This window comes from Kocuria turfanensis (genome assembly GCF_001580365.1).
Lineage (GTDB): Bacteria > Actinomycetota > Actinomycetes > Actinomycetales > Micrococcaceae > Kocuria > Kocuria turfanensis.
This window is the reverse complement of the sequence record NZ_CP014481.1, coordinates 39,963-56,415: the sequence shown is the minus strand read 5'-3', so window position 1 is coordinate 56,415 and position 16,453 is coordinate 39,963. Positions and strand designations below refer to the sequence as shown.

Here is a 16,453-nt window from a genome sequence, read left to right as displayed (position 1 = left end):
GGTCACCACGACCAGTCGGCCGGAGGATGCTCACAGGCCAGAGTGCGCCGGAAGCCTTTCTCAACGTGGGACGTGCCGCATTCCCCGAAGGGACCGCGCTTGGTGAACAGCACAGCGGCGTGGCGGTCGAAGTGATTGACCCACCACGAGGACATGCCCCCGTTGGCCTGACACCCGATCCATTCCTCATAGAGGGCCTTGAATCGGTCCACGGCCTCGGTGTGAGCCCACCACTGCGGGCACCAGCGCATGGCCTGATCCATGTCCACGGACTCCACTCGGGCTATCAACCGCTCCACCCACTCCACGAACTCCTCCGGGGTGTATGCCTGCTCCGTATCCGCGTGCTCCGTCTCTGCCTGCTGCTCACTCATCGGTGCTGTCCTTCCTTGATCCGCTCCAGCACCGGGTTGATGCAGGCTGTCAGGTCCTTGTCCTCGAACCACCGCACGGTGCGCACGATGGTGCCGCCGCCGGTGGAGGTCTTCACCCAGGCGTGGCCGGCCGGCAGCTCGGAGAGCTTGGAGACCGGCATGATGTCGCGCTGCTGTGTCTGCACCGATCGGGAGGCGACTCCGCGGGAGGTGGAGGTGCTGCGCACCTTCGCGTCGTAGGTGCCGATGAGCTTGCGCAGCGACTCCAGGAACTCCGCGTCATCGGAGCCACCGCCGTAGACCTTCACCGCCGCGGCCGACCAGAGGGTGTCCCACCCGGTGCGGGCGAGCATGTCCACGCCCTGCCCCTTGGTCTGGAAGTAGGCCGAGACCACAATGCCCATCGACCCGAAGAACGAATACCACTCCGGCAGCTGCTTGAGCTTCACCACGTTGCCCACCTCATCGAGGTCTGCCACCAGTGGCACCGGCAGCCGGCCCCCGGCCCGGCGGGCGGCGTGCTGGGCGGCGGTGACCACGGCGTAGACCAGGGTCGAGATGAAGGCGGCCCCGGAGCCGGCAGCGTCTTGGGTGAGCAGGATCAGGGTGTCCTTGCTGGTGACGAAGCGGTGCGGGTCGAACACCGGCACCCCCGGGGTCGGGGTGGTCCAGGCCAGAAGCTCGTCGTGGACCAGGGCCGAGGACATGCGCTGGGCACTGGCGGCCACCGAACCACGTGTGTCCTCGGGCTGATCCCCCATGCCCTCCAACGCCGCGGCCGGGCCGGTGTGCCCGGCCTGTTTCAGGAGCTGGGCCGGTTCCATGAACGCGGCCGAGGACACCCAGCGCAGCACGTCCGCCAGCGTCTTGCCGCTCTTGGCCGCGGCCAGCAGGCACCAGGAGAGGTAGTCGCGGCCCTGGGAGTCGAACTGCGGATCCCCCTTGCCCCCGACCGACCCGGAGGCGGAGGCCGTTTGAAAGATCGAGGCGACCTCCCCGGCCGAGACCGTATCGGTGACGGTGGCCAGCAGGTTGAAGATCATCGCGGGGCGGGTGCTGTCGCGCCAAATGCGCTGGGGGTCGAACAACCACACGGTGCTGCCCGTCGTGGTGCGGGCGGCCAGGACCTCGGCCACCCCGTCCACCTTGTTCGAGGTCATCACGAACGCCCCCGGCGCCTCGACGGCATGGCGGATCACCTGGGAGGTGGTCTTGCCCCGCCCGGTGCCCCACACGTGCGCGGAGCACTCCCGCCAGCCCTGATAGACCGGGTTCTTGCCCACCAGCCCGATCGTCAGCCCCGGACCAATGCCCTGTGCCTCCGGGTGGAGCCGGTGCGCCTCCGTGGTGCGAGCCGCAGCCATCGCCGGGTTGATCCGCCCCGGAGGACTCATCCGCCGGGCGGCCTCCTGAGCCTTGGACGGGGTGCGGGTGCCCCACACCATCAGCGCCACCACACCGACCACCACCTCCAGACCCACCAGGAAAGTCGCCGCGGTTGGCCAGTCCAACGCCCCGGTCGCCAGCTGGATGCCCAAGGTAAACGGGTTCCACGGCAGATCTCCGGTCACCGGGGTCAGCATCTCGCCCAGGTGCACCAGGGCCACGGCGCCCATCACGGCGGCGAACAGGAGGAGGATGCCGATGAAGTTCTTGTTCTGGTCATTGGTGTTCATGCCTTCACCCGTGCCTGTGCGGCCGCCCAGGCCGCATTGGTGTCATGGACCCGCAATTCCCCGGCGGTGAGATTGGTCTGGAACGGCACCCCCGGCGCCTCCCCGGTCTTGAGCATGAACCGGCCCCGCCCCGGGGGTGGGGAGGTGCGCCCGGTCTTGGGGTTCACCGAACCCTCGGCGGACCAGGCCACCAGCAGCGCCTTCTCCTGCTCGGACAGCGGGAAGACCGTCTCCAGCATCTCCATCTCGTTCTGCGCCAGCCCACCGAGGACCTTCATGGAGGAGCGCTCCATGAACCCGGTGGCGATTTTCGTCAGCTCCTCGGTGGAGAGCTGGAGGTCTTTCATGGAGTGGGTGATCAGCAGCTGCCCGAGTCCTTTGGTGCGGTTGAGGCGGGTGATGCCGTCGATCTGGTGGACCAGCAGCTCCGAGGCGCGCAGGGCTTGCCACAGCTCGTCCATGATCATCAGGTGGTGGCGTTCCTCCATCAGCCCGGCCTCGGCCAGGGTTTTGGCCGCGGAGATCCCGGCCTGGGCGTAGGACCAGCACACGATCTGCACTGCCGCCCGCAGGTCCAATAGGGTCTCGTCGATGGCGGAGAGGTCGAAGTCCACCGACTGGTCAATCTCCATCTCCTCACTGGTCTGCCGGCAGAACACGTCCCCGAAGGGCCCGTGCGCACCCAGGGCGTTGAGCCCGGCCAGCAGGTTCCGCACCTGCGCCTTGTAGGCGGCCTGGTCATCGACCAGGATCGCGGCCATGATCGCCGGCCGTGCGGCGGTGATCACGTCCACCACGTCGGCGATGATCGGCTGCCGGCCCTGGGCCTCGGCGTGCTCGGCGGCTTCGGTGATCGCCATGGACAGCACCGTGGGCTCCTGTTGCCGGGCATCCAACGGTGCCTTGAACACCAGCTCCAGCAACCCGGTCAGCGCATTGAGGCGGCGGCTGTGGATCTCCGCGCGCATCTGCCGTTGCAGCGCCTCGGGCAACTCCCCCAGCCGGCGCCACAACGGCCCGGCATCCAAGGGGTTGATCGAGCCGACCCCGGGGGCCACCCGGATGACCTGGCCGCCGACCTCGACGGTGAGCCCGGCCAGGTCAGGCTTCACATCACTGGCCCCGACGAACAGGAACCCCTGGTCCACCAGGGCCAAGGCCATGCGCACCGCCACCGAGGACTTGCCCCTCGCCTGGAGCCCCAAGATGAAGCAAGACGGGGAGGAAATGATGCCGCGCAAAAACAGGTTGATCGGGTCCCCGCACACCACCGAGCCGTTGAGCTGGTTGCGTCCCAGCACCGCCCCGACCAGTGGGGAGGAGGTGCCCACCGCGAACGGCCACAGCCCCGCGGTCTGATTTGAGGTCGCGGTGAACTCCGGGGGTGCCTCCACCCAGGAGTTCATCCCACCGTGGGCCACGTCCACGCCCTTTTCGGTGAGCTCGCGCATTTGCCCGTTGCTCTGCGCGGCGGAGCGGCCGAAGGACTTGTTGAGGATCGAATCGGTGAGCTGGTCGAAGACAGACATCACAGCGCCTTTCGCACATCAGCCGGAATCGTCGCCACGGCATCCGGGACCACACCCAGGCCGAGGTTGAACGCAAAGGCCGCGTCGTCGTTGTAGTCGCACTCCCGCAACCCCAACTGCACCCCTTGGGAGGCATTGCGCCGCAGCGTGGCCGCCAGCCGCGGCAGCTGCTCGGGCCGCTCCACGGTGGCGGTGACCACGATCGAGAACCGCACCAGGGACGCGCCCTCGGCCTGCTCACGCTCGGCCTTCCGGGCCTTCTCCAGGGCGATGATCTGGGAGCTGGTGGGCCGGCGGTTCTTTTGATTCGCCGCGAACTGCGCATTGGTGAGCGACTGCTGCACCTGGGTGGCGGACTTGTCCGGGGACTGCGGCCGGTAGAACACCGTCACCCGCTTCTGCAACATCTCCGCGTTCGGCGCCAACAGGGCCACCAGGGCGTTCTCCCGGAAAGTCCCTGCCGGGGGGCGCCACATCTGCCACGACTTCGACACCACCCCACCGTGCTCATACCGGCCCGGGGAACCGACCACGCGGGCCGCCGAAGGCCCGACTTCCTCCCAGCGCAGCCCGGTGCCGGCCTCCGAGAGGCGGGCCTTCTCCACAGCCGCGGCCGCCAGGGGGTTATAGGCCACATAGGTCTGGTCGATGAGGTCGTGTTCCTGCATCAGGGAGACCGACCCGGCCCCGGCCTGCTCCAGCTGCTCCAGGAACCCACTGAGCAGCGAGGACACGTCCGTGGCCAGCTCCTCGGCGGTGCGCTCGGGCACGCCCTCACCCGCGTTGGCCTTGGCGCTGAACGTGAGGGCGATCCACTGCTCCAGCTTGGGCACGTCCTGGTTGAGGTTGGCCACCACCTCGTCCATCGTCGCCCGGGCGAAAGCGGGCACCGACTGGGACCCAGCCTGAGCCCGGCCCACCGCCACCGCATCGGGCAGCCGCTCCCCCGGATCGGTCGTGGACTGGGTGGTGACCGAAACCTGCACCAACTCCGTGTTCGACCCGGCATCGCGCTGGAAGGCGGCCCAAGTGCCCACCATCCGGTCCACCCGGTCCTGATCCAGCAGACCCAGCCCGGAGGAGTTGGCGATGACGAACACGGTTCCGGTCTTCAACTTCGGGTGCCACAGCATCACCCCGTGGTGGTCAAACAGGTCGGTGAAGGACACCGGCTCGGTCGCAGCCAGCACCCCCGGGGCGCGAAAGGAACTATCCGGGATCTGCGAGGTCGGCCCGGCCTTGTAGGTGGTCCGATTCTTCTTCTCGGTCCGGGAGAACATGCCCCGGGCGATCCACCGCTCGGGTTTGGACCGGCCGTTGCGGTCCTTGGAGCCGAGCACAGTGGCCACGATGAACGCGGCCACCGCGACACCGGCAGCCACCCAGATCTGGGAGGCCATGATGAACAGGAACACAAGCACCGACCCCACACCGAGCACCACGGTGGAGGCCATCGAGAACCCCAACAGCCCGGCCGTCTTGTCCTCAGCGATGTTGCCGTACTGCCGCACGATCACCTGGTTGCTACTCACAGATCCTCACCACTCTCAATGGATTGCTCGCTGTCCCGGGCGACTTCCCGCAGCCCGAATTCCAGCCGTTGGCCGTCGACCAACGGTTTCTTGGCCCCCGTCACCGAGGACCCTTCCCCGCCCGGGTGCCCGGTCGGCCCGGCACCATTCGTCGAAGCCACCGGCTCCGCACCGGCTGGCCCGGACGCCTCAGACGCCCCACCGGCAGCTGCCGGGGGCGGGTTCGAACTCTGCACCGGCTCCGCGCCGGCCGGGCCGCTGCCCGTGGAGGCACTGGAGCCACCTGGAGCCGACGACCCGCTGGTGGGGCCCTGGACGTTCTCCGCGCCCGAGGCACCCCCGGTCGTGGTCCCTGGCGCGGAGGTAGGAGCCGCACCGGCCGTGCTGCTCTGGACGTTCTCCGCCCCCGAGGCATCCCCGGTCGTGGTCCCCGGTGCAGAGCTAGGAGCTGCAGCAGCCGTGGCGCTCTCCACGTTCTCCGCACCGGCCGGGCCACCAGCCGTGGACGAGCCTCCGCCAGCAGCCTCGCCGCTACCCGGTGCCTGGGCCCCGGTCGCACTGAAGGCACCGCCCCCAGCGCCGGACCCGGCACCCGCCCCCGAAGCCCCGGCACCGGCAGCTCCGGCGCCACTGGCTCCTGCGCCCGTAGCGCCACCGGCTCCTGCACCGGCAGCTCCAGCACCCGCGGCGGCCGCCCCGGCGGCGGCCGTGCCGACACCAGCGGTCAACGCACCGATCGCCACCGCACCACCGAGCATCGCCAGCCCACCAGCACCCATACCGCGGGGACCGGCGCTGACCGCCGGAACCAGGACACGGACCAGAGCGGGCATAGCGAAGCAGGCCGAGAAAATGACCACCGTGCCAGTGAGCAAGGAGATGATCTTGTTGGCGACCTCATCGCCCCCGGTGCCGTCGATCCCGTTCATCAAGGCCAAGCCGAAGCCATAAATCACCGCGGCCCCGGGCTTGAAGAGGATCATCGCCAGCAACCAGCCCACCGCTTTATCGAAGGACTTTTGTCCCTTCTGTGTGGTGGAAGCCGCAGCGAAGATCGGCAGCAGCCCGCACAGAGCCCCGGCCACCCCGTAAGAGAAAATCACCAGGGCCGCGTTGAGGATCGCCCCCAGCAGCGCGAACGGAGTCAGGAACAGCAAAATCCCAGCGGTAGGCAAAGCCATCCCGGCACCCACCATCCCGCTCAGACCCATCGACTGTCCCAGCCCGTCCCGGGCAGCGTTGCCAGCAATGGTGTCCACCAGCCACGGGGCCACCTCATCGGTGACCGTCAAGGACAGTGCGACCATCGACACCGCCAGCCCGGAGACCACCACGGTGCGGATCAGCCCCATCACCAGGTTCTCAGCCGACTCCCGGTTGTGATCCCGAGCAATCCTGAGCACGGCGAAAGCCGTCCCGATGATGCCCGCGACCCCAACGAAGGTCGTCGTGGCGGTCTGCACCCGCTCGGTGGCCGAGCCCGCGCCCATTTCCGGGGCACCGATGTTCAGCCACCAGGTGCCGACCAGATCGAGCATCGTGGTGAACACCTCGATCAGCCACCCGGCCATGAACAGGATCAGCTTCTCCACGGTGTCCCCGGCAATGCTGCCGGCGACGTCCTTAATGACGTCCATCAGCTCTTGGGCCCCCACTCCACGTAGGACTGACCCTGGTACTGGTCCGAGGTCATCAGATCGGTGCCCGAGGCCGGGTCCAGCTTCCAGTCCCCGTCCTCCCACACCACATCGGCCTGCACAGCCACCTTGGTCATCAGACCGTTGTCCGAGGGCAGGGAGTAGATCAGCTGGTAGGACGCGGCCTCGTCGGTGTAGTGATCTTGGGAGTAGCCGATCAGCGTCGTGGACGCCGACGCGGACCCGTCATCGCCTTCTTCCACGCCGTCACGGATGCGCTGGGCCTTCTCCTCGATCCGATCCCGGTTGGGTCCCTCAGCAATGCCCACCTCGATGTTCTTAGCGGCCTCTTCGCTCACGGACGGGTCCAAGGCCATCGCGTAGGTCGCCGCAGCCATCAGCGCCCCGGCCTCCGAATGGGCGTAGCCCACCCGCAGCCCCGAGTCGCGTCGTTCGCAGCCACCGAACTCGTCGGAGGAGGGCACCACGTTGTAGCCGGCGGCCACCCAATCCAGGACCTCGGGGGCCTCAACGGCCACCGAGGAGGTGTCGGTGCTCAGCTGCGTCTGGCAGTCCCAGGCGAAGTCCTCCACCGAGCCGGGAGCAGCCGCCTCGGCCGCCCCCTGGGTGGGGGCAGTCGAGGCAGCAGGGGCAGCAGGCGAGGTAGGGCCCTGGGCCTCATCGGGGGTAGTGAGGTTGCGAATGGTCCAGCCGGCCACCGCGACCAGCAGCAGCACCAGGGCGATCAGCGCCGGGCCGAACCAGCGGGGGCGGGTCCGAGTTGCGTTGTTGTTGTTCGTGTCCATCGGGGGGTCTCCATGTCGTTGCGGTGCCGGTCGAGAATCGGGGGCCGGCTCAGCCGCCGGTGATCATGTTCCAGATCGCCCCGGCCGCCCCGAGCAGGGCGGCCGCGACCAGCGGCCACACCGGGGCCTCGACCTCATCACCACGGCGGCGGTTCCGCCCGGCGGTGACGAGCCCGAAGATGAAGTAGACGAACAAGACCAGGCCGGCGGCCCAGAGAATCCAGCCGAGGATCATGGTCACGTTCTCCATGCCCGGGGGCTGGGTTGGGGTGGCGTTGATGGCCGGGATCATCAGGGCGTTGAGGGTGTTGATGAACATCGGGGGGTTTCCTTTCTCAGTGCCCGGTCTGGGCGATTCTGTGGATCTTCCGCAGCACGGTTTTCAGCCGGGTGCTGGAAGGACTGGGGGTGACGCCGACCTCGCGCCACGAAGACTCATAGGGGACCGTCATGGCCACCGGGAACATCCGCGCCACACTGCGGGCGAAGCTCAGGGTGGGCTTGGTGATCCGGTTCTTGGGCCGGTCGTGGACGATGACCAAACCGACCAGCTCATAGGGCAGTTGCCCGGTGGCGGACTTGCGCGCCAGTTGGGCCGCTGACTCCAGGGAGGCTGCGCTGGTGGAGCACACCAGCAGCGCCCGTCCCGCCCATTCCGGTTCTTGCACGCCCGCGTCCACGATTGATTCGGAGCACAGCCTGGCCAGCGTGGAGGTCCCTACCCCGCCAGAGGCACCGACCAGCCACAGCGTGGCCTGGGAGACGTCCACCGGGGCGGCCGGCTCCTCGGCGGGCGCCGGTTCCTCGGCCAGCCTCTGCTGGAGGTTCTGCGGCCCACGGATGGAGTCCCGGGCCCCGAGAATCGGGTCCTCCTCCATCGGGTCCTCCTCTTCGATGACCTCCGGCGCGGCCACGAAAGGGTTGCGAGGGCTGTCCACGATCACAGTCCCTCCCGCACTGCCGCCCCGGCGCGCAGCCAGGCCCGGCGGGTGGCCGGGGTCATCGCGGAGAACCGCACCCGACCCTCCACCAGCGCCCGGTCATAGGAGATCGTCACCACCGCACGGACGTAGGGGGCGAACTCATCAGCCAGCTCCTTGGCCTTGGTCTTCCGGTGGCCGGGCTCGCAGCACAGCACCACCACCACCGCGTTACGCGCGAGCTCCTGGGCGTGGGGGTCCCCGGCGTGCAGGGCGGCCAGCACCCGGGAGGCGCCCTCGGCGGCGTCATCGACGGACTTCACCGGGATCACCACCTGATCGGCGTGGCCGATCATTGCCTGCCAGTTCGCTCCGCGTTCGGTGTTGCCCGAATCCATCACGATCGCCCGGTAGTACTTCGCGGCCACCGCGTGCAGCCGGTCCACCTCGTCTCCGGTGACCATGTGCCGCTCCTGGTCCCCGGAGCGGTCATCGGAGCGCAGAACGTCGTAGCGATCGGCCGGCTGGTGGTGGACGTACCCGGACAGATCGCCCACCCGGGCATCGGAGGTCATGAAGTGCTCGGTGCGCCCGAGCAGATCGACCACGGTCGCCTCGTGCCCGGCATCGAAGGTGCGCCAGCCCAGTGAGCCCAGGGAGTTGTTGTTGTCCCAGGCCAGCACTCCGCCACCGGAGAGGCGGGCGAACACGGCCGCCAGGCAGATTACCGTGGGCGTCTTCCCGGCCCCGCCCTTGGGGTTCAGGACCGCGATCGTGCGCGGCCCGGCCCAGTGGGCTGACACCGCGGCCTCGTCCTGGCGCTGGCTCAGCTCCGCGGCCGAAGGTCCCAGGCGCAGGCCCATCGAGTTCAGCGCCCCGCGCCATCCGTGTTGAGCCGGGGCGTCCACCTCGGGGCGGTCCACGAAGGAGGGCAACGACTCCCGCCGGCTTCCAGCCGCCTCGGATTCCGCCACCGTCCGGGCCGTGGACGGGCGACCGCCGAGAAACGGATTAGGGGCCGTGGAGGTCGCAGCCACCTGGGCCGTCTCCACCGACGCCGGCACCATCGGCTCCACAGCAGACACCGACTCAGGCTCAACGGACTCGACCGACTCAACCGGGGCCGGGGACTCGATGGGGGCTGATGCCACCGGCTCCACCGTAGCCACGGACTCAGCCGGGGCCTGCACGGTGGCCGGTGCCGGGCTTTCCTGCCGGGAGGTGCCATCGACACCGACCAGGAACGTGCGGGACCCGGAAGGGTCATCGATGTGCAGCTGGGTGTCCTGGCTGGTCTGCTCCGCCAGGGTCTTTGCCGTGGCCATCACCGAACGGCGGGCATCGCCCACGGTGGAGTGGTTCTCCCGGGTGATCTGCCCGGCGGTGTCCAGCTCTACAGCACCGGTGGAGTCGATCGTCGCGGTCATTCTCATCTGGGGGTCTCCTTGGCAGTGGGGGTAGGGCTCGCGGTCGGTGAAGTGCTAGCTGTGGGGATAGGGCCGGTCTTGGCCAGGGCGTAGAGGGAGCTATCGGTGGATCCGGCCACTCGGGTCATCGCCATTCCGTTGTCCGTGATGACGTCGGGCACCGCGGCCTGGTCAGCCGTGGTGGTCGCCTCGGGCTGTCCGTCGCGGGTGACCTGGGTCTGCTCACCGTCGTTGGTGACCCAGGCATAGCCGGCGGCCAGCGTGGCTTGACCATCGAGGCGGTGGACGGTGGTGGCTTCCACATCGACCAGCACCGTTGAGGCCAGCAGCAGCCCGTGGACCCGGTCGGTCTGCACGGTGGAGGTGGTGATCTGGCCCCCGTCGAGTTCGCGCACTGCGACCTGCTTCACCGTGGTGACGTCGGTGGCTTCATCTACGTCGTAGAAGCCGACGATCGTCTGCTTACCGTCCTTCCAGGCGGCCACCATCCGGCCCTGAACACTGCCGAGGACGCCGGTCAGTTCCGCGCCCTCGGCCGGGGCGGGCAGTGCAGCGGGCTTGGGCAGGGCCGCCGAGTCGGTGCCGACCCGCCACACCTTCCCCGCCTTGGCATCGGCGGCGATCAGGTGATCCCCCTGGGCCTCCAGGGGTTTGGCGGCCGCTGGCACCACCCGGGAGACGGTGGACCCGTCCGCTCTCAACAGCAGGGACTTCTTGGTGGGCAGATCCAGCCGGGGCACGGTGCCTCCGTCCAGGACCACGGTGGCCTCCTGGGGCACCTCGACCCGGATCTGCTCGGGAGAGTCGGGGGTGAACAGCACCAGCTCCTTGGCTGTGGCGGCCGCCAGCCGGGTCTGCCCGTCAACGGTGAACAGCGCCACCTGGGTCACGGTGAACGGTGCGCTACGGCTCCACTGCTCCACACCCGTGGCCGGGTCATGGCCGGTGAGCTTGCTGCCGTCCACACTGACCGGGCGCCCTGCCCAGTCCAGGACCGCCTGCACTTGAGACCCGGACATGGGCGTGGCCCAGGCGCCGTAGGTGTCCCATCCGGCCGGGGCCGGCACCGGCAGCTGCGCCGGTGGCGGGGTGTGCACCACCGCGACCGGCTCCCCGTGGCCCTCGGTCAGGTTCATCGTCACCGAGGTGCCGGCCGTGAGCGCCAGGACCCCGACGCTGCCCCAGATCGCCAGGGCGCGGCGGCGCTGGTTACCACCCTTGAAGTGAGCCGATCGGCCCGCGGTAGTGCTACCCGTCTGCCGAACCCCGCGGTTGGGGGTCGGCCCGGACGCTGGCACCTCGTACTCCTCAAGGATGCCGAGTTCGGTGTCCACGACCATCTCGAACACAGACCCGTTCTCGGTGTGGCCCTGCACCCGGCAGACCTTCAACCCCAACCGCCGGCACGCCTCGGCGGCCGCGTCCGCAGCGACCTCGTGGGCGGTGGTGGCATCGAGCACCGGGTAGGTCAGCACCTCCCCGTTGGCATCGGCCACGATCTGCTCCGCGCCGAAGGTCAGGGTGATCACCGGCCAGGAGTGGACGGCCACGCTCACGAGGCGGCCTCCCCTGCGGGCAGGTCGTGGGACTGGTGGCCCACGACTTCCCAGGCCCCGGAGTGCTTCTCCAGGTAGATCGTCGCGTGCCGGGTCCCGGTGCCCTCGGCAGGTTCGCCGTCACGGCTGGCCCACCGCCAGGTCACCTTGTACGCCCGCACTGCCTTATCGTCAGCGACGTCGCGGGTCACGTCCCCGATCGCCGGCACCGCCTGAGCACGGCTGTAGGCCCCGTGCTCGGCCGGACCGAGCCACGCCCCCTGGGAGGAGTTGCGCTCAGGCTCGACCTGCTGAGCCGCCCAATCGTCCGACATGAGCGGCTTGGTGCGGATCGCAGCCGCCGTCTCCGTGTGGTCCGCAGCGGTGTCCCAGGAATGCAGCAGGAGCGCAGCCGCCCGGGCGGTGGAGTCCACATCGGAGCGGTCCACGTCCTGAACACGCGGGAAGGTCCCATCCCCGGGCACCTCCGGGGTGGGGAAGCTGCTCGACGTAGGCCAGGCGGCAGGAAACGAGCTAGCCGAGGCGGCAGCACTGGACAGGACGGACGTCTCCTGGGCCGGGCTGGTTGAGCACGCTGCCAGGGGCAGGGCGCACAGGGCCAGGGCAGTCATCAAATGGGGGCGGCGGCTCATTCGGGCCACGCTCCTTTCTCTCGCAGGATCGACTCGGGGTCGATGTTGAAACCCTGGTAGGGGAAAACGACGTCGGGAGCCCCGGGCCGATAAATCTCAAAGTGCAGGTGCGTGGCCATCCCGAACTGGCCCCGATTGCCCTCGGTGCCGATCACATCGCCGCGGGTGAGGCGCTGACCCTTCTTCACGCCCCAGGAGTTCAGGTGACAGAAGGCGAACCCGAAATCAGGATCGTCCCCGTCTTCCTTGGCGATCACGCATCCATCCGGGGCGTTGAACCCGGTGATGCGTAGATCGGTCGGGGCGATCACCGCCCCACCCGCACTGCCACCAGTACCCGGGGTGGCGAAATCCACCCCCATGTGGTTCTGCGCCCAATCGGGCAGGCCCGGGACACTGCGGCCCCCATAGCCGGAGGTGAACCTTCCACCGGGCAACGGCGTGGTCCACTCCCCCTCCCCGAGGTCCCCGTCCCACGCCTTGCCGCCGGTGGGGGCCGCACAGCCGGCGGAGAACTCGAACTGACCGCCGTCGAGGATTCTCTCCACGTAGCGCTGGGTCTCCGCGAACGGCGGCACACCCTCGTGCTCGAGCACCGCACCGGGGCCGGCGTTGTAGGCAGCCAAGGTCAGACGCACCAACTGGTCCGCGTCGTCACCGGCCAGGGACTTCACCTCATTCCTGAGGTCTGCCATGTAGCGGCCGTAGGCGGGAATCGCGTCCTCGGGGTCAGTCACGTTTCCGCCGTTCCCGTACTGGGCCCAGGTGTCGGGCATGAACTGGGCGATGCCTTGGGCCCCGGCGGAGCTGCCGGCGTCCGGGTTCCAGTTGGACTCCTGCTTGAGCTGGGCAGCCGCGACACTTGCAGGGAGTCCGGCCGTCTTGGCCGCCTCCTCCACCAGTGGACCCCAGCCGTTGGGAACGTTGATCACGCCGTCCCCGGGGTCCTCGTCGGAGACGACCGTGGAAGGGACGCACCCGCTATTGGCTGACGCCTGCATGTCCGCCACCAGTGCAAGTCCGGCCAAACCCACGACGGGCACACCGATCGCCATCACCCCGCCCAGCGCCAGGACAGCGATAGCCAGAGTGGATGAGCCGTGGGACTCCTCATCTCTCACACGTCACCTCCCTTTCCGGCGCCAACCCGTTTGGCTGTTTTATGCAGTTATGAAAGTTGTAGCACGTCTTGGCTGTATAACACGGTCAAAACAAGTTCGGCTCGTTGCGGTATGGGTCTCGGGCCTGAGGTGCGATGTCAGTTGCGTGTGAGGTGTTGCGGGTGCGACACAATGAATTCCGTGCCGTCCGTAGTTCGCCCTGCAGGTCAGCCTGATCTTGTTGCCGAAGCCGCCAAGGTGTTCGGCAACACCGTCCGGCTGTCGATCATCAATGCCCTCAGGCAGGGACCGGCGCTACGTGCGGACCTGGTGGAACGAACGGGGCTCCCGGCCAAGACTCTCGGTGCTCAGTTGACCGAGCTGGAGGCCATGGATGCCGTGAAGGCGGAGGCGCAGCAGAGCCGTGGCCGGCCGATGCTGTACTACGCGAATCACGCACGGCTCGAGAGGCTGCTGTCTGCTCTCACGCAGTATGTCCTGGCGGATGTGCGGAGTGCGGGTGCGGAGACGCGCATCGAGCCTCACTGATGTCTTCCCATGCCACAGTGCCCTTCCCGTAGGATCCGTATTGAACATGTTCAATACGGATCCTACGGGCAGTCCGTCTAGGGCTCAAATGCTGTGCGGCGCGGCCTATCTCTCGTGCTGATCCTTCTCAATGACGTCCAGGATCGCCTGGAGGCCTTCGGGGTCGATCTGACCGAGGGCCCGGGCGGCAAAGTTGCGGACCTCGGCTCGCCGGAGGGCGCGCACCGTGTGGAGTTCCTGCTCGACCTGCTGAGGGAGCGGTCCGTCCTCCTGCACGAGGTATCTCGGGTCCACGCCGAACACTTCCCCCAGTGCCCGGAGCAGTTTCTCGTCGGGGCGCACCCGGATGTCGGCTGTTTTCAGGTAGTGCCATTTCGTCCGTGAGATGGCCACACCGCGGTCTTTGAGGCCTTGCTGGATCGTGGTGAAGTCGTAGGTCTGGCCGGCTTCGGTGCGCAGGGTGTCCAACAGCAGGTTGATCTTGTCGGCCAAGATCTGGGCTGACCGTTCCCGGTTGTCGTCCCCCACGTGGTTTCTCCTCATGTCACGATCCAGGCGTAGATGCTGCCCAGGAAGGCCAGCCCGTAGATGAAGCCTGAGATCACCTGCGGCCCGGTGTGGTCCTGGAGCCGGATGCGGCTCCAGCACACCGCCAGGCCCACCGGAACGAACAGCAGCCCGACCACACCCCAGGATGTTGTCAGGGCAACAATAGTTCCGCCCATCATCATGCCGTGCCCGGAGATCTTCCACCACGGACTCACCACAGCGATCACCAGCCCGGCCAAAAACGTGGCCACGAGCAGCGCCACGATCTCGATCGGTCCCTGCAGCAGGATCGCCGCCGTGAGGTAGCTGAGGACCAGCACCAGCACTCCGGCCATCACCGGGCGGCGGTGCTCCTTCACGCTCACGTGGTGGTCGGTGAGGATCCCTCGGCGCACCAGCATGAGGACCACGGCCAGTGGAACCCCGCACACGATGAGGGCCGCGCTGATTCCCCACCACAGCGAGGCCGCAGAAGGGTTCGCCCCCCAGGGCAGCGCGATGAGCAGCGCCGCCAGCAGCACCGGAGGCTGGAAGGCTTCCGTGGCGGTTCTCTCCCAGCGAGGGACGACGATCGAGGTGCTCATGATGTGAGTTCAAATCTCCTCTCGGCGCCCCGCAGGGCACACCGTTGCTTTTCCGACAGGCCCGCGTTCTCTGCCCGCAGGGCGTCTTCGACGGCAATGACGGCACTGTAGAGAACCTTCTGGGGATCAGCCGACAGAGCGCTGCGCCAGCCCGGAGGGCGTCCACCAGGACTCCACCGGTCCGCGCCGAGGTGGGCCCACACCGGGGCGATCCTCAGGATGTCCATGCGCAGACCCATCTTCAGGCGCCGGCCTTGGGCGTAGAGACCCAGCCACGCCACGGCCAAGCACACCAGCACGGCCCCGGGCAGGAAGACCGGCCCGAACGAGGCCCGCAGGGCCACAGCTACAGCATCCCACGTGCCGGAATACCCCAGGACTGCGTAGCCGGCCTCGAGCGCGCAGCCGAGCACGAGCAGAGAACCTCCCACACCCAGGCCGAACAGCCCCGGCCACAGCAGGCGGTCGTACCCATGCTGGCGCAGGGTGAGTTCCCGGAAGGCGACACGGGCAACATCGGCGGCGTTCCACGCTCCCATCACCATGATGAGCAGCGTGTAGACCAGGGTGCCGCCCTGGGCAAGGTGGTCCGGAATGAACGCTCCCGAGGTCGGGCCCCGGTCGATCGAGAAGAACGCTGCCGTCAGCCCCAGCAGCAAGGCACCACCTATGGCGGCCTCCCGCAATGTCCGCGACCGGCTCCAGTCCCTGCGCTGCAGGGACTGGACGAGGGCCGCCCGCAGGCACCATACGGCGCTGAGCGCGAGCAGGTTGCGCACCAAATGGAAGATGTTCTCCCCGCCCAGCCACGCATCCACGGTCGGTTCGGGCACCATGACCCCGTTGGCAGAGAAGGCCAGCGCCGCCAACGCCGTGCCCACCCAGACGAAGTCCACTCGGCGTCGCCGCGCCACTCGTGGCAGACGAACGACCACTGCCACGGCGGCGAAGAGGAACGCCACGGCCTTGAGCAGACTCAACACCGCTCCGAGGCTCATCAGAAGGCCTCGAGCAGAGGATCCACCTGCTGGATCAGTCGGGCGGCCAACCGCGTGGCGGCGTTCTCTGCCGCGATCTCCTGGGCCGTCCAGGTCGAGGACCGCCCGAGAAGGGTCTTGATTCGTCGGGAGCCCCCGATGTGTGAAAACGCGTTTCCCAGCGTCAGTTCGCACCCACCGTGCATGAGGAGGATGTGTCCGTACTCGTGCAGGATCACGTGCCGGCGCAGCAGCTCGCTCTCACCGGCAGCATGGAAAATCCAGGACCGCTCAGCCTTCTCCAGCCACAGGCCCGTGACGTCCTGACCCAACCCCGCCGGGGCAGGCTTGATGTGGATGGGCTTGCCGTGCCGACGCTGCACCTCCAGATGGAGACCCTCCCAGGTGAGATGGTCCGGCAGCTCAGCCAGCACATCAGAGTCGGAACGGGAAACAGTTCCCCCTAGCCAAGACATGCCCTCCAGGCTACCCGGAACTTGAACATGTTTATGTTGAACATGTTCAAAAGACTGTATGGTTGATGCGATACACCCAGGTGGGAGCCTTCAGCGCACTTTTACCACCTCAGGTTTCAGAATCAAGGG

17 protein-coding genes are annotated in these 16,453 nt (G+C 68.0%); 1 reads left to right on the top strand and 16 read right to left on the bottom strand.

What is annotated here, in order from left to right; translation table 11 throughout:
- Positions 1–2 precede the first annotated feature (2 nt).
- The 12 genes from AYX06_RS17330 to AYX06_RS17275 form a co-directional block, all read right to left on the bottom strand.
- Positions 3–374, bottom strand: coding sequence for a DUF4913 domain-containing protein (locus tag AYX06_RS17330; protein WP_062737196.1), 372 nt, complete (start codon positions 372–374; stop codon positions 3–5).
- On the bottom strand, positions 371–2,050 hold the full coding sequence (locus AYX06_RS17325) for a type IV secretory system conjugative DNA transfer family protein (RefSeq protein WP_062737195.1): 1,680 nt from the start codon (positions 2,048–2,050) through the stop codon (positions 371–373). The genes AYX06_RS17330 and AYX06_RS17325 overlap by 4 nt, the downstream gene beginning before the upstream one ends.
- A complete protein-coding gene (locus AYX06_RS17320) occupies positions 2,047–3,579 on the bottom strand; it encodes a hypothetical protein (RefSeq protein ID WP_062737194.1) in 1,533 nt (510 codons plus the stop codon). Before AYX06_RS17320 ends, AYX06_RS17325 begins: the two co-directional genes overlap by 4 nt.
- Complete coding sequence (locus tag AYX06_RS17315; RefSeq protein WP_157093480.1) at positions 3,579–5,111, bottom strand: SCO6880 family protein; 1,533 nt, start codon at positions 5,109–5,111, stop codon at positions 3,579–3,581. Before AYX06_RS17315 ends, AYX06_RS17320 begins: the two co-directional genes overlap by 1 nt.
- A complete protein-coding gene (locus AYX06_RS17310; RefSeq protein ID WP_157093479.1) occupies positions 5,108–6,748 on the bottom strand; it encodes a hypothetical protein in 1,641 nt (546 codons plus the stop codon). The genes AYX06_RS17315 and AYX06_RS17310 overlap by 4 nt, the downstream gene beginning before the upstream one ends.
- Positions 6,748–7,554, bottom strand: coding sequence for a hypothetical protein (locus AYX06_RS17305; RefSeq protein WP_062737191.1), 807 nt, complete (start codon positions 7,552–7,554; stop codon positions 6,748–6,750). Before AYX06_RS17305 ends, AYX06_RS17310 begins: the two co-directional genes overlap by 1 nt.
- 49 nt (positions 7,555–7,603) lie before the next feature.
- Positions 7,604–7,873 (bottom strand): hypothetical protein, encoded by a 270-nt coding sequence (locus AYX06_RS17300; RefSeq protein ID WP_062737190.1) that lies wholly within the window; start codon positions 7,871–7,873, stop codon positions 7,604–7,606.
- 16 nt (positions 7,874–7,889) lie between these two features.
- Complete coding sequence (locus AYX06_RS17295) at positions 7,890–8,492, bottom strand: DUF6668 family protein (protein WP_157093478.1); 603 nt, start codon at positions 8,490–8,492, stop codon at positions 7,890–7,892.
- A 2-nt stretch (positions 8,493–8,494) separates the two neighbouring features.
- The gene (locus tag AYX06_RS17290; protein ID WP_157093477.1) at positions 8,495–9,907 is read right to left on the bottom strand and encodes a MinD/ParA family ATP-binding protein; all 1,413 of its coding nucleotides are present in this window, start codon (positions 9,905–9,907) and stop codon (positions 8,495–8,497) included.
- Positions 9,904–11,457 carry a hypothetical protein gene (locus AYX06_RS17285; RefSeq protein WP_062737187.1) on the bottom strand — a complete coding sequence of 518 codons (1,554 nt, stop codon included), beginning with the start codon at positions 11,455–11,457 and terminating at the stop codon, positions 9,904–9,906. Before AYX06_RS17285 ends, AYX06_RS17290 begins: the two co-directional genes overlap by 4 nt.
- Positions 11,454–11,885, bottom strand: coding sequence for a hypothetical protein (locus AYX06_RS17280; RefSeq protein ID WP_232319477.1), 432 nt, complete (start codon positions 11,883–11,885; stop codon positions 11,454–11,456). The genes AYX06_RS17285 and AYX06_RS17280 overlap by 4 nt, the downstream gene beginning before the upstream one ends.
- 200 nt (positions 11,886–12,085) lie before the next feature.
- Complete coding sequence (locus tag AYX06_RS17275) at positions 12,086–13,210, bottom strand: transglycosylase SLT domain-containing protein (protein WP_062737185.1); 1,125 nt, start codon at positions 13,208–13,210, stop codon at positions 12,086–12,088.
- 180 nt (positions 13,211–13,390) lie between these two features.
- Here AYX06_RS17275 and AYX06_RS17270 point away from each other — a divergent pair, with 180 nt between their 5' ends.
- A complete protein-coding gene (locus AYX06_RS17270) occupies positions 13,391–13,738 on the top strand; it encodes an ArsR/SmtB family transcription factor (protein ID WP_147017950.1) in 348 nt (115 codons plus the stop codon).
- A gap of 105 nt (positions 13,739–13,843) precedes the next feature.
- On the opposite strand, the gene AYX06_RS20625 is transcribed toward AYX06_RS17270, so the two are convergent.
- Genes AYX06_RS20625 through AYX06_RS17250 form a run of 4 tightly spaced genes read right to left on the bottom strand, consistent with a single transcriptional unit; the run spans position 13,844 to position 16,282 of the window.
- Positions 13,844–14,266 (bottom strand): hypothetical protein, encoded by a 423-nt coding sequence (locus AYX06_RS20625; RefSeq protein ID WP_062737183.1) that lies wholly within the window; start codon positions 14,264–14,266, stop codon positions 13,844–13,846.
- A gap of 11 nt (positions 14,267–14,277) precedes the next feature.
- Positions 14,278–14,871, bottom strand: a complete 594-nt coding sequence (locus tag AYX06_RS17260) for a hypothetical protein (protein WP_062737182.1) — start codon at positions 14,869–14,871, stop codon at positions 14,278–14,280.
- Positions 14,868–15,869 (bottom strand): hypothetical protein, encoded by a 1,002-nt coding sequence (locus tag AYX06_RS17255; protein ID WP_147017949.1) that lies wholly within the window; start codon positions 15,867–15,869, stop codon positions 14,868–14,870. The genes AYX06_RS17260 and AYX06_RS17255 overlap by 4 nt, the downstream gene beginning before the upstream one ends.
- A complete protein-coding gene (locus tag AYX06_RS17250; protein ID WP_062737180.1) occupies positions 15,869–16,282 on the bottom strand; it encodes a hypothetical protein in 414 nt (137 codons plus the stop codon). Before AYX06_RS17250 ends, AYX06_RS17255 begins: the two co-directional genes overlap by 1 nt.
- Between the last annotated feature and the right edge of the window lie 171 nt (positions 16,283–16,453).

Excerpts from the sequence above, each read along its gene's own strand:
- AYX06_RS17290 (WP_157093477.1), bottom strand. The coding sequence starts at position 9,907 with ATGAGAATGACCGCGACGATCGACTCCACCGGTGCTGTAGAGCTGGAC.
- AYX06_RS17255 (WP_147017949.1), bottom strand. The coding sequence starts at position 15,869 with ATGAGCCTCGGAGCGGTGTTGAGTCTGCTCAAGGCCGTGGCGTTCCTC.
- AYX06_RS17300 (WP_062737190.1), bottom strand. The coding sequence starts at position 7,873 with ATGTTCATCAACACCCTCAACGCCCTGATGATCCCGGCCATCAACGCC.
- AYX06_RS17320 (WP_062737194.1), bottom strand. The coding sequence starts at position 3,579 with ATGTCTGTCTTCGACCAGCTCACCGATTCGATCCTCAACAAGTCCTTC.
- AYX06_RS17330 (WP_062737196.1), bottom strand. The coding sequence starts at position 374 with ATGAGTGAGCAGCAGGCAGAGACGGAGCACGCGGATACGGAGCAGGCA.
- AYX06_RS17260 (WP_062737182.1), bottom strand. The coding sequence starts at position 14,871 with ATGAGCACCTCGATCGTCGTCCCTCGCTGGGAGAGAACCGCCACGGAA.
- AYX06_RS17310 (WP_157093479.1), bottom strand. The coding sequence starts at position 6,748 with ATGGACGTCATTAAGGACGTCGCCGGCAGCATTGCCGGGGACACCGTG.
- AYX06_RS17325 (WP_062737195.1), bottom strand. The coding sequence starts at position 2,050 with ATGAACACCAATGACCAGAACAAGAACTTCATCGGCATCCTCCTCCTG.
- AYX06_RS17305 (WP_062737191.1), bottom strand. The coding sequence starts at position 7,554 with ATGGACACGAACAACAACAACGCAACTCGGACCCGCCCCCGCTGGTTC.